This window comes from Eubacterium ruminantium (genome assembly GCF_900167085.1).
GTDB lineage: Bacteria > Bacillota > Clostridia > Lachnospirales > Lachnospiraceae > Eubacterium_Q > Eubacterium_Q ruminantium.
The window spans coordinates 25,021-37,672 of record NZ_FUXA01000007.1; the positions used below are offsets into that span (position 1 = coordinate 25,021).

The window sequence follows — 12,652 nt, forward strand, 5'->3', positions numbered from 1 at the left end:
TTCATAATGCTATACTATCTATATTGTGAACAATTATATTTTTTAAGGGGATTTAACATGCATTCTAATGAATCAGCCGAAGATTATCTTGAGGCAATACTTGTACTCGGAACCAAGCTTCCTGTAGTTAGATCTGTTGATGTATCTAACGAACTCGGATATAAAAAATCAAGCGTAAGTATCGCTATGAAAAATCTTCGTGAGAAAAAATACATAACAATGACCGATGCCGGATATATCTATCTGACAGAAGAAGGAAAGAAAATAGCCGAAAGCGTTTACGAACGCCATCAGTTCTTTACAAATATACTCCAGGAACTCGGAGTATCCAAAGAAATCGCATCAAAGGATGCCTGCCGTATCGAACATGTTATCAGTCAGGAAAGCTTTGAAGCGATCAAAAATCATTTCAAAAAATAACCAGGTATGTCTGTATGCTTATAATAGATGAGGAATTATCCAAAACCAATCCGGTATATAGCAAAATTGAGGAGTATTATGACCCGCGCGATATCATCATGTTCGATATCGAAACAACTGGGCTTAGTGCCTCCTCTTCTTTTATTTACCTAATCGGTGTTAATTATTATAAAGACGGTACTTGGCATATAACCCAGTACTTCAATGACGACGGCCGAAGTGAGCCTCAGATTATCGAGACTTTCATGGAATTTATCCTTGATTACAAATATCTGCTCACTTTTAACGGAAATACCTTCGATATTCCTTATGTTTCAAAAAGACTTGAATCCATAAATGATCATTTTCATATGAATATCAGGGACAACTTCTCCCGCCTTACAAAGATCGATTTATATAAAATGATTCGTCCTTACAAGACTTCTCTCGGATTATCCAATCTGAAACAGAAAACAATTGAGCGTTTTGTAGGGCTTAACAGAATCGATCAGATGAACGGCGGTCAGCTTATAGAAGTATATTTTGATTATCTTTCCACCGACGATGCACGTTCTAAGTCTCTTGTTCTTCAGCATAACAGAGATGATATGGATGGAATGTTCTATCTTGCTGACATCCTTGCATTAAAGGCTTTATCCGAAGGAGAATTTTCTGTAGCAGACCTATCAATGTCCGGAACCGAAAGACTAAAACTTAAGATATCACTTGATCTAAAGCATTTTCCTGATATGGATATTGCATCCATGTATCATGATAAAAATTCCGCTTTAAATAAAGCCGGTCTTTCATCTCCTCTTCTTATGATTTCTTCAGATGAAAGAAAAGCATACATCAGTCTTCCTGTGGAACACGGCGTATTCATTCATTTCTATGAGGATTATAAGAATTATAATTATTATCCGGAACTGGATGAAGCTTTCCACAAAGACCTTGCACCGACCTTAACAGAATATAAATGTGAAAAAGCTAAAGCCCTCAACTGCTATACAAAACTTGAAGGCTTCTTCGTTAAGAAATATAAATTCACAGAGCTTGAGTCTTATTACTCATTTGACGAAACTTCTTCAGGTGCTGCATCTAAGAATAAACTAACCCCATATGCAGAACTGACAGATGACTTCCTGGGAAATGAAAAAATCCTGAATTCATTTGCCCGCTACACCGTCAAAACAATTCTTGGGGTATAAAAAAAGTCCGGATAACCGGACTTTTTTAGTGGACCTGACGGGGGTCGAACCCGTGTCCAAAAACCCTTCCATTATAACCTCTCCCATCACAGACATGTGTTTTGACATTCCCTCCTCTGCACATCCACAGTCAGATTTACAGATTCAGTAGCTTCATAGGTTCTTTCCCATCCTCAAAGCTTTGGAAGGAAAGTGCTCCGCCTCATCGGTGCCAGACTCACAAGCAGCGGATTACTTGTGGCTGACAGCTGCCATTAGGCAGCGATTGCTAAATTATCTTCAGCGTTTATTTTTTTCCGAGTTTTAACGTGGTCCCGGACCACGGATGGCTGTCATAATTTCTAGATCCCTGTCGAAGCCAATACAGGCCCATTTATATATAATAATCCGGAAGGTTTTGCTAACTCAATCAATGCCCTTCCAAAAATATTATCTTATTTCTCGCTGTCACTGACAGGAGCGTCAGGATTTGTAGCTAATGTCATTCCTGCGTAAAGATCATAATACTTCTCTACATAATAATCATTGAACCAATTCTTAAATTCAACTGCCGGAATGTATTTAACAACTTTAGCTTCTTTCTCGGCATCCTTCTTTTTCTTATCATTATAGAGCTTCTTTCCAAGAGGAATTCCAATGATCGCTCCGATAAGAATAGCACATATAAATGCCGCTAAAGCCTGCTTTAATTTCTTGATCTTCTTGTCTCTTTCTCTGTTCTTCTTCTCTTTTTTATGTCTGTCAACTTTTTCCTGACTCATTTCTCGTACCCCTGGTTATCATGCAAATATATTTAACGTTCTAACACCTTCAAGTGCTATATTTTAACGCTATAGCTTATAATATAACACCTCAACTGTAACTATGCAAGCAAAGCATCATACAAGAAAACTATATATCCTGCGTCATACTTAGACTTTGAGGTTTCTAACTTTAAATTCTCTCTCAGCTTCTCTTCTTGCATCCTTCTTGGCAATATCATCTCTCTTATCGTAGAGTTTCTTACCTCTCGCAAGCGCAATCTCAACCTTAGCTCGTCCATTTTTGAAATAAACCTTGGTCGGAACTATTGTATATCCCGCTACCTCTCTTTGCTGGGCAAGTTTAAGTATCTCATTCTTATGCAGAAGAAGCTTTCTTTTTCTCAAAGGATCTCTGTTGAAAATATTTCCTTTTTCATATGGATTGATATGCATATGATGAATAAATATCTCGCCGTTATCGACTCCGATAAACGCTTCCTTAATACTGCAGTTTCCCTGCCTCAGAGACTTAACCTCTGTTCCGGCAAGTTCTATCCCCGCTTCATATGTCTGCTCTATAAAATAATCATGAAATACCTTTTTATTGTTTGCTATAAGTTTCTCTTTACTTCCACTCATCTTTTCACCATCCAAGCAAAAATGAATCCTATTGAAGTTTTTTGATCAATTCAAAATCAATGGTTCTTTCTATTTTATCAGCCTTACGAACTTTGATATATACCTTATCGCCCAGACTAAATAAATTGCCTGTTCTGTCTCCTCTCATGCACATTTCAACTTCATTATATCTGTAGAAATCGTCAGAAAGATATGCAACATTAATCGCACCTTCAACTGTATTCTCAAGTTCTACAAATATATTCTGCTGAGTGAATCCGGATATGACACCGACGTATTCCTTTCCTATTCTCTCAGCCATATATTCAATCTCTTTAAGCCTTACAACATCTCGCTCAGCTTCGTCCGCTCTTCTTTCCTTGAAAGAGTTGTCTGCCGAAACCTTTGGAAGTATCTTGCTGTAATGGCTGATTCTCTCATTATTTAGCTTTCCATGAAGATTTTCCTTGATGATCCTGTGAATCTGAAGATCAGGATATCGTCTGATCGGAGATGTGAAATGACAATAATACTTACATGCCAGTCCGAAATGTCCTGTACATTCGGTACCGTATCTTGCCTGCTGCATAGATCTAAGTGTAAGCTTACTGATCATATCTTCATACGGCTCTCCCTCTATCTTCTTAAGGAGTTTCTGGAATTCCTTCGGATGAATATTGTCATGGGCAGCTGTCTTGAAATAAATACCGAAATTTCTTATGGTTGCAGCCAGTATATCCACCTTTTCAGGATCCGGTGCTTCATGTGTTCTGTATTCAAATGGAATTTCCTGCCAGTAATAATCCTCGGCAACCACTTCATTTGCCATCAACATGAAATCTTCTATAAGCTTTGTTGCATCATTTCTGTCATGAGCACATATTTTAATAGGCTTGTGATTCTCATCAACCTTGATTTCTGTTTCAGCCATATCAAAGTCGATTGATCCTCTCTCATGTCTTTTCTCTCTGATGATCCTTGAAAGCTCCTGCATCCTGTCAAATAAAGGAATAAGCTCTTTATATCTCTCAACCGGCGCATCCTCAGCTCTTGTTATAAGCTTGTTTACGTCAGTATAATTCATACGTTCATTTACATTTATAACACCTTCTGTTATCTCGTGGCTTAACACCTTGCCCTTTTCATCAATTTCCATTATCACAGAAAGAGTAAGTCTGTCTACGCCTGCATTAAGCGAACAAATGCCATTTGATAACTTATGAGGAAGCATAGGGATAACACTGTCTACAAGATAATTACTTGTACCTCTGTTAAGAGCTTCCTTATCAAGCGGACTTCCTTCTTTAACATAATTCGATACATCGGCTATATGAACACCCAATGTATAAATATGATCTTTATACGAAAGCGTTATAGCATCATCAAGATCCTTAGCATCTTCGCCATCGATAGTTACCGTATCGAGCTTTCTGAAATCTTTTCTTCCCTTCATTTCTTCTTCACTAACTGAATCAGGAATTCTCTCGAGTTCCTTCATTACGTCTTCCGGAAAATCAATAGGAATATTGTAACTTCTCACAACAGTTACTATATCCGAAGCAGGATCATTTATATGTCCGATAACTTCAGTAACTACGCCCGATGGAGACTTCTTATCATCACCATAATCCTTGATATCGGCGATAACGATGCTTCCTTTAACAGCTCCGCATCCTGCTTCCTTCGGAATGAATATATCACTGGCAATCTTCTTATTGTTCGGTATAACAAAACCGAAGTCCTTCGAAGGCTCATAGATACCAATTACATTTCTTATCTCATGACTAATAACTCTTATAACCGCAGCCTCTGTACGATTGCCGTCACGGCCTTGCTTAGTCTCTCTGATAAGAACCTTGTCGCCTTCAAATGCATTTGCCGTATCCTTCGCATGAATAAAGAAATCCTCGTCAAAGCCTTCAACTGTTACAAATCCAAATCCCTTTCTGTTACCTGTGAAAACACCCACATGTGTATCTCCCGGCATAAGCATATAACGGTTATTTCTTGTTTTCAGAATTTTATATTCATTTTCAAGCATACCAAGGATATCAAGAAGTGCCTGCTTATCTTCATCAGACTGAAGCATAAGAAAATAAGATAATTCCTTGAATCTCATAGGTTTATATTCTTTGCCCTTCATGAGATTTAAGATTATCCCCTTTCTTTCCTCTATGATTTCTTCTTCAGAACGCTCATAATCCTTTTCTTCATCGAAATCATCTTCAACATTTAATTTATCTATATCTTTATCAATATTCTTGTCTTTATTTATGTTTTTGTCTTTATTTATGTTTTTGTCTTTATCATCAAAATGTTTTTTCATATTTACCCCCAAGTATAAAGGTCAATCAACTACCTACTTTAAGTATACCAACGTTAATGTGTTTTTGAAAGTAAAAAAGGTGCTCTTTTTAACAGAGCACCTAAATATCATTATAATTATGCAAGCCACTTTGAACGGATAAGTATAGCAAGTACAAAGAATAAAACCGCAAGACAAACTGTAACTTTCTTGATTACAGAATCTTTAGAACGACCTTTGTTCTTAGCCCAATATGAATCACTTGATCCAGTCAATGCACCGGAAAGTCCGTTTTCTTTACCTTCCTGCATTAAAACAACGATTATAAGTACTATAGAAATTACAATAAATGCAATTGTGACTGCTGTTCTTACTGCTTCCACGATTAATTCCTCCCAAAATAATGCATAAACACACTTTGTGATAATAACATAGTTAAAATAATTAATCAATCACTTTTTTATTTTTTAATAATATCGTAATGCACCAATCGCTATTCCTCTTTTTTCAGAGCTGTACTTTGCAGGTATTTTATTATGTCCTTACGTGTGATAATTCCTATAAATACATTTCTATCATCCACAACCGGTACGAAGTTCTGATTCATTGCTCTTTCAACCAGTTCTTCCATAGATGTATCTATAGTTACCGCCGGATAATTTCTTCTAAAATTAATATCTGCAATTCTGAGATTTTCCAGAGATACCGGCGATCTTTCCATTATATCAAGAGTTTCGAAATTACATATAGTCCACAGAAAATCTCCTTCACTTATGGTTCCAAGATATTCATTTTCTCTATTTAACACAGGAATTGCTGAATAACCGTGATATTTCATGGTTTCCATCCCCTGCCTTATAGTAAAATCCTCATAAAGATGGGCAACATATATTTTAGGCTGAATAAAAAATGAAATGTTCATATTGTTCCCTCCGTTTTATTATTTACGTTCGATAATATATACGTATTCAATATTTTACTCGTATTCAATATTTACTCGTATTCAATATTTTACTTGTATTCGATGTTTTACTCGTATTCGATATTTTACTCGTATTCAATATTTACTCGTATTCAATATTTTACTCGTATACGATATTTTACTGGTATTCAATTTTTTACTCGTATTCAATTTTTTACTCGTATTCGATATTATATTGTTCTCTCAGCTCCTTCGAAGCCATCTCGATTTCCTTTTCAAGCTCGGTTGCTGACATAAGCACAGCACCGGCGCCTCGTATAATAAGCTGAACCATGAAGTCCGATGTAGCAACGGTAATATTCATGGTAGAAACATTTTCATTCGTAAACTTGGCAATATATTGATCGGCCGTCTCTGCTTCCTTTGTATAAACGACATTTATATTCTGATATTTGTCTATTCTCGGCTGATCTCCCGGCACGTTATAAGCATCAAACACCACAACCACCTCGGTATTCCTGATTGCCTGGTAATTGGACATAATATCCAGGAGTTTCATTCTCGCCCCAAGCATATTATCATTTACAAGGCCCTTTAGCGAATCCCACCTGTGTATGATATTATATCCGTCAACGAGTAGATAATTCTTCCTTATAACACCCTTAGCTGTTGATTTTACGCCGGTTGTTTCAGCTGAAAATGTCCTCTTTGTAAGATGATATTTTCTCTTCACAAATGGATCCGATTTCTTATTAGCACTTAAGGCTCTATTCAAAATAGCATCTATCTCATCGACGCCGATTGCCATATCGTAAGAAAAACCTTTTGCTTCTTTTTCTTTCGAGCCTGAAGTTGATGTATTAACCGAATCAGCCTTAGGATAAAGCCATTTTAACTCCTCATAATTTCGGATCTTCTTTTCCAAATGGCATATATCCATAGCCTCACGCCAATCAACGTAGTATCCCGAACCTCCGGAACAAAATACCGATCCGACCGGAGCTCTTCTGTCATTTTCAGGTTTATAATTTACATTAATAAGACTTTCATCTTCCCTAATCTTCTCCTGTTCACCACTTGGAAGATACATCTCCTCAACAATGCTGAATTTACCTGAACCATGAGTATATGCTGTAAGGTCCGCCTGATAATTTCTTATCAATCTAACAGGAGCGATTCCTTCTATCAAAGCTTTCTGATTCTCCATCTTCTTAAGCTCAGATTTACCGCCCATTTCATTTATATCATTCATGATCCTGCCCACGGAATTATCAGGCAGATTGATTCTGAATTTCATGAATGGCTCGAGAAGGATATTATTTCCGGCTTCCTCTCCGCTTATGAGAGCCGCTCTGAAACTTCTTATGGATGCTTCTCTGAGGTCTCCTCCTTCTGTATGTTTAAGATGGATTTTGCCCGCAACAAGGGTAACTCTAATATCAGTTACTCTGAGTCCGGCAATGACACCTCGCAAGCTTCCTCTCTGGGCAGCACCTCTTATAGATGAAATGATTTCATTCTGGTAAGACATTGCAAGATCATTAACACTTACTTCCGAGTCAATAACTATACCACTTCCCGGAGGTAAAGGTCTCAGGAGTAAATGAACTTCCGCATAATGTCTTAAAGGCTCATAATGTCCTACGCCGTACACTGCATTTTTGATGGTTTCTTTAAATAAAACCTTTCCTGAATCAAAAGAAACCTTTACATTAAACCTCTCAAGAAGCTGTCTCTCCAGAATTTCCAGCTGGACTTCTCCCATAATACTTATCTTGATGTCAGAACCTTTTTCATCACTGTCAATATTGATGAGCGGCTCCTCGTCAGCTATCTCTCTGAGCATAGGAAGAAATCTCTCAACAGACATATCTTCAGGCAAAATAATTCTATAACTGAGAAGCGGGCTGAGTATCGGAAGATAATCATTTTCCTCAAATCCTATAGCTTGTCCGGGATAAGTACTAACAAGTCCGGTAACAGCTATAATATCACCTTTTTCAGCCATGCTTTTAGTAGAATATTTTGCTCCGGAATAAACTCTGATCTGATCAACCTTCTCTCCCATAAGAATTTCCTGTCTCACAGAAAGTTTTCCTCCGGTAATCTTCATAAATGTCAGTCTGTTCTTCTTCTCGTCTCTTGATATCTTAAATACGCGCGCACCAAATGTGTCAGGATAGTCCTGTTCAACCGTAAGTATCGAAACGGCATCCATAAACTCTGTAACACCCTGATTCTTTAAAGCCGAACCGAAGAAGCATGGAAAAAGCTTTCTATCAATGACCATATCTTTGATATTCTCAAATGATACATTGCCCGTTTCCAAGTATTCTTCCAGTACATCTTCAGATAAAACCGCTATACTCTCAGCCTCATCGGAATCATTAATTCCATCTTTCCATTTTTCATCATATACCGCAAAACCTTCGGAAAGATTACTGTTTAATTCATTTATCATCTGCTCCTGTGTCACGGTTGCATAGTCCATTTTGTTGACAAATACCACTGTCGGAACCGCATATTTTTCCAAAAGTCTAAATAATGTTTCGGTATGCGCTGTAACTCCATCAGCTGCATTTATCAGTAAAATGGCATAGTCTATGACCCCAAGAACTCTTTCGGTTTCTGCGACAAAGTCCTCATGTCCCGGCGTATCTATAAGTGTAAACTGCGTATCTTTCCAATCAAATACAGCCTGCTTGGAGAAAATTGTTATACCTCTATCTTTCTCCATGGCATCAGTATCGAGAAATGCATCTTTATTATCTACCCTTCCCATATTTCTGATCGTACCTGAGTTGTACAAGATACTTTCTGATAATGTTGTCTTTCCCGCGTCCACATGAGCGAGTATGCCTACTGAAATTTTCTTCATCTATCTATCTCAAATCTTTTTTAATCTGTCTTATTATATTCTATCTTTTCACTCTATCTTTTCACTCTATCTTTTCACAGTCCATCTTCTACATCAGTTATATATCTATTAACTTTTTTACTGATTCGGAATATTTTATGGAATATTATCTATGCCAAATGCATCCACAATAATTGTCATCTATCCCATCATACTTTACTTTGATCACAATCTATTCCGTCATGAATTACTCTGGTCACAATCTATACCGTCATGAATTACTCTGATCATAATCTATTCCGTTATGAATTACTCTGGTCACAATCTATTCCGTTATCACTCTAATCACAATATATTCCGTTATGATTTGCTTTGATTATAATCTATCCGTCACCATTTACTCAACATATAGATTATCCGACCGGAAATTACATATTAATCAATCGACTGCAAATTAATCTACATATGAATTATCGACCTCAAGTCCATTTACATATGAGTCATTAAGACGCACTCGAATCAACGTGTGTACCGATTAATAAATATATATATTAAAATTATACTTGAACCACAAAGTAAGGGCAATAAGCATTTTGACTCAAATGATAAAACCCCTGTGTAAATCACACAGGGGTTAAACCTTCAATAAATATATATTTACTGTTTATCTTTAAGAAGATCTCTTATCTCAGTAAGAAGCTTTTCTTCAGCAGATGGTTCTGCAGGAGCAGCAGCCTCTTCTTCTTTCTTGCGCAAACTTAACATCTTATTCATACCTTTAAGCATTAAGAATAACACAAAGGCTAAGATGATAAAGTTAACCACAGCCATTATGAATGCTCCGATTCCAAGTTGCGCTTTACCTACTGTTACTGTCCATCCATTAAGACCGCCTGCAACGAAGCATCCTACTATTGGGTTGATGATGTTATCTGTCAAAGATGCAACTATTGAAGAAAATGCACCACCAATGATCATGCCGATTGCAAGGTCCATTACATTGCCCTTAAGAGCAAATTCTTTGAACTCTTTTAAAAACTTCTTCATATCTTCCTCCACATATAATATTTTATCTAAGCTGCATGTTGTAAATTGAGGATTCGATTAAAACTCTTCCTTACCAATCTGTCCAACTGCACCGCCTTCGATCATATCTTCACGTATAAAGGTTACAAGATCGTCTTCGTTAATATCAGCATCATCACAGATACGAGTAGCCTGTCTGTCTACACAACGCTCGAAATAGTTACGTACGAGACGGGCATTAGCGAAGTTTTCAGTCTTCTCATCTGCAAGTCCTCTAAGATATGTTTCTGCAATAAATGCAGCATTATCTGTAAGAACATAATCATTTTCTTTACACATAAGTTTGAAGATTGTCATAAGCTCTGAGCTCTTGTAATCTCTAAAGAAAATATACTTGTTGAAACGTGAACGAAGACCAGGGTTTGATTCAATGAACTCATGCATTCTATCAGTATATCCGGCAACGATAACGATGAGGTCATCACGGTCATCTTCCATACGTTTCAGGAGTGTATCAACTGCTTCCTGTCCGTAGTCTCCTACATCCTTGTAGTTTGTGAGGGTATATGCCTCATCAAGGAAAAGGATACCACCGATAGCTTTATCGATAACAGCAGTTGTCTTGATAGCTGTACCACCAGGAGAATGGTCTACAAGACCTGAACGGTCTACTTCAACGAACTGTCCACGGCTAACAACGCCGAGCTGTTTATATATTCTCGCAATAAGACGTGCGACTGTTGTCTTACCTGTACCAGGATTACCTGTAAATACAAGGTGGAATGACATCTCAGGAACTCTATATCCCTTCATCTCACGAAGCTTACGAACCTTGATAATATTTACAAGATGAAGAACATCCTGCTTAACGTCATCAAGACCTGTAAGATCTTTAAGCTTCTTGATAAGGTCATCAAGTGAAAGCTCTACGTCATCTGAGAATCCATCATGACGGTTTGCTCCGACCTTATTCTTACCACGCTTTGTAGAGTCCTTATCTTCCTCAGAAATGAAGTTTGCATACTGAGATACATCATCGGCTCTCTTCTTGATAAGATTATATCCGGAACTCATGATCTTCTCTTTAGTAACAAACTTTCCTGTTGCAGCATCGAATGTTGAAACAGTCTTAGATTTAACAGGCTCTCTGTTCTTATCCTCGATAGGATTTATCTTTGGAGCCTGTGACTCTTCACGAGGCTTAAGTCTTCTTTCCTTCATTACACCCTCTTCGATAAGAGTATCATAAAGGAACTGCATGTAAGATGATAATCTTTCTTTGATCTCATTACTTACATCATCATAATTAATGAAGCCTTCACCCAGTTTTCTAAAGCAGTCAACAACGAATTTTGACTTAGAAACGCTGAGCTCTGAACGTTCATTGTTCATCTTATCCACATCAATGAAGAAGACGAGTGATCTAGGCTGCATAGAAAGGAATTCAGGATCGTTACACTTATTCTCAACGAATTCAACGAACTTCTCTTCTGAAATAACCATTCTAAGGTTAACTCTAATGAATTCAACCTGATCTGCGATCATTTGTGCTTCTGGATCATATAAATATCCAAGGAACATCAGCATATCGTATCTAAGAAGATCCTTAAGAGGCATCTTAGAACCTTCAGGATAAATATTTGAATCGTTGCTAATGTCATCTGCATATAATATACATTCCGAAATTATACTTTTAAGATTTTTTATTTCCATAGTCTTCACCCTGCCACAGTTCGCAATAAAAATACTTTTATAGCCGCTGTATCAAAAAACATTACATAATTAGTAATTAACAATCTTTCCAAAATCAGCCTTAAGTGAAGCTCCTCCAACAAGACCTCCATCGATATCAGGCTGAGCGAAAAGCTCTGCAGCATTTCCTGCATTTACAGATCCGCCGTACTGAATACGAACAGCTTCTGCAGTAGCTACATCATAAATCTCTGCTATACAGTCACGAATTCCCTTACAAACTTCTTCAGCCTGCTCTGTTGTAGCAGTTTTTCCTGTTCCGATAGCCCAGATTGGTTCGTAAGCGATAACCATATTCTTAACATCATCAGCTGCAACATCTTTAAGATCTGACTTAATCTGAAGTCTGATCCAGTCCATTGTTACACCCATTTCTCTCTGCTCAAGTGATTCACCACAGCAAAGGATTGGTGTAAGTCCTGACTCGATTGCTTTCTTAACCTTCTTGTTAAGCACACAGTCACATTCCTTGAAATAATCACGTCTCTCTGAATGTCCGATGATAACATACTCTACACCTGCATCCTTAAGCATTTCTGCTGAGATTTCTCCTGTGTAAGCACCCTTATCTTCGAAATACATATTTTCAGCACCAACTTTAACATTTGTTCCCTTAACTGCTTCAACAACAGGAACGATATCAATAGCAGGTACACAATAAACTACGTCAACTGCATCATTTACAACAAGGTCCTTTAACTCATCTACAAGCTTAACTGCCTGTGATGGAGTCATATTCATCTTCCAGTTTCCTGCGATAATCTTACGTCTAGACATTTTTAGTTCTCCTTATGCTAATAATTTTCTTAAAACCCTTTGAAG

Annotated in this window: 11 protein-coding genes and 1 other RNA gene; 2 read left to right on the top strand and 10 right to left on the bottom strand. The window is 37.4% G+C overall.

What is annotated here, in order from left to right; all coding sequences use genetic code 11:
- The first annotated feature begins 57 nt into the window (after positions 1-57).
- Both B5D25_RS05710 and B5D25_RS05715 read left to right on the top strand, forming a co-directional pair.
- Positions 58-420 carry a metal-dependent transcriptional regulator gene (locus B5D25_RS05710; protein ID WP_078787002.1) on the top strand — a complete coding sequence of 121 codons (363 nt, stop codon included), beginning with the start codon at positions 58-60 and terminating at the stop codon, positions 418-420.
- Positions 421-434: 14 nt separating this feature from the next.
- On the top strand, positions 435-1,607 hold the full coding sequence (locus B5D25_RS05715; protein WP_078787003.1) for a ribonuclease H-like domain-containing protein: 1,173 nt from the start codon (positions 435-437) through the stop codon (positions 1,605-1,607).
- 26 nt (positions 1,608-1,633) lie between these two features.
- On the opposite strand, the gene ssrA is transcribed toward B5D25_RS05715, so the two are convergent.
- From ssrA to tpiA, 10 genes are all read right to left on the bottom strand, one after another.
- Positions 1,634-1,978: a transfer-messenger RNA gene (ssrA, locus tag B5D25_RS05720) on the bottom strand.
- Between the two features lie 63 nt (positions 1,979-2,041).
- Positions 2,042-2,368: a hypothetical protein gene (locus tag B5D25_RS05725; RefSeq protein WP_078787004.1), complete on the bottom strand. Its 327-nt coding sequence runs from the start codon at positions 2,366-2,368 to the stop codon at positions 2,042-2,044.
- A gap of 150 nt (positions 2,369-2,518) precedes the next feature.
- Positions 2,519-2,989, bottom strand: coding sequence for an SsrA-binding protein SmpB (smpB, locus tag B5D25_RS05730; RefSeq protein WP_078787005.1), 471 nt, complete (start codon positions 2,987-2,989; stop codon positions 2,519-2,521).
- A 28-nt stretch (positions 2,990-3,017) separates the two neighbouring features.
- Positions 3,018-5,294, bottom strand: a complete 2,277-nt coding sequence (gene rnr / locus B5D25_RS05735; protein WP_078787006.1) for a ribonuclease R — start codon at positions 5,292-5,294, stop codon at positions 3,018-3,020.
- 116 nt (positions 5,295-5,410) lie between these two features.
- A complete protein-coding gene (gene secG, locus B5D25_RS05740) occupies positions 5,411-5,656 on the bottom strand; it encodes a preprotein translocase subunit SecG (RefSeq protein WP_078787007.1) in 246 nt (81 codons plus the stop codon).
- 110 nt (positions 5,657-5,766) lie between these two features.
- A complete protein-coding gene (locus B5D25_RS05745; protein WP_078787008.1) occupies positions 5,767-6,195 on the bottom strand; it encodes a CBS domain-containing protein in 429 nt (142 codons plus the stop codon).
- Between the two features lie 214 nt (positions 6,196-6,409).
- On the bottom strand, positions 6,410-9,073 hold the full coding sequence (locus B5D25_RS05750) for a translation factor GTPase family protein (protein ID WP_078787009.1): 2,664 nt from the start codon (positions 9,071-9,073) through the stop codon (positions 6,410-6,412).
- 636 nt (positions 9,074-9,709) lie between these two features.
- The gene (gene mscL, locus B5D25_RS05755) at positions 9,710-10,099 is read right to left on the bottom strand and encodes a large conductance mechanosensitive channel protein MscL (protein ID WP_078787010.1); all 390 of its coding nucleotides are present in this window, start codon (positions 10,097-10,099) and stop codon (positions 9,710-9,712) included.
- A gap of 57 nt (positions 10,100-10,156) precedes the next feature.
- On the bottom strand, positions 10,157-11,791 hold the full coding sequence (locus B5D25_RS05760) for an AAA family ATPase (protein WP_159444092.1): 1,635 nt from the start codon (positions 11,789-11,791) through the stop codon (positions 10,157-10,159).
- A 69-nt stretch (positions 11,792-11,860) separates the two neighbouring features.
- Positions 11,861-12,607, bottom strand: coding sequence for a triose-phosphate isomerase (gene tpiA, locus B5D25_RS05765; protein WP_078787011.1), 747 nt, complete (start codon positions 12,605-12,607; stop codon positions 11,861-11,863).
- Positions 12,608-12,652: the final 45 nt, after the last annotated feature.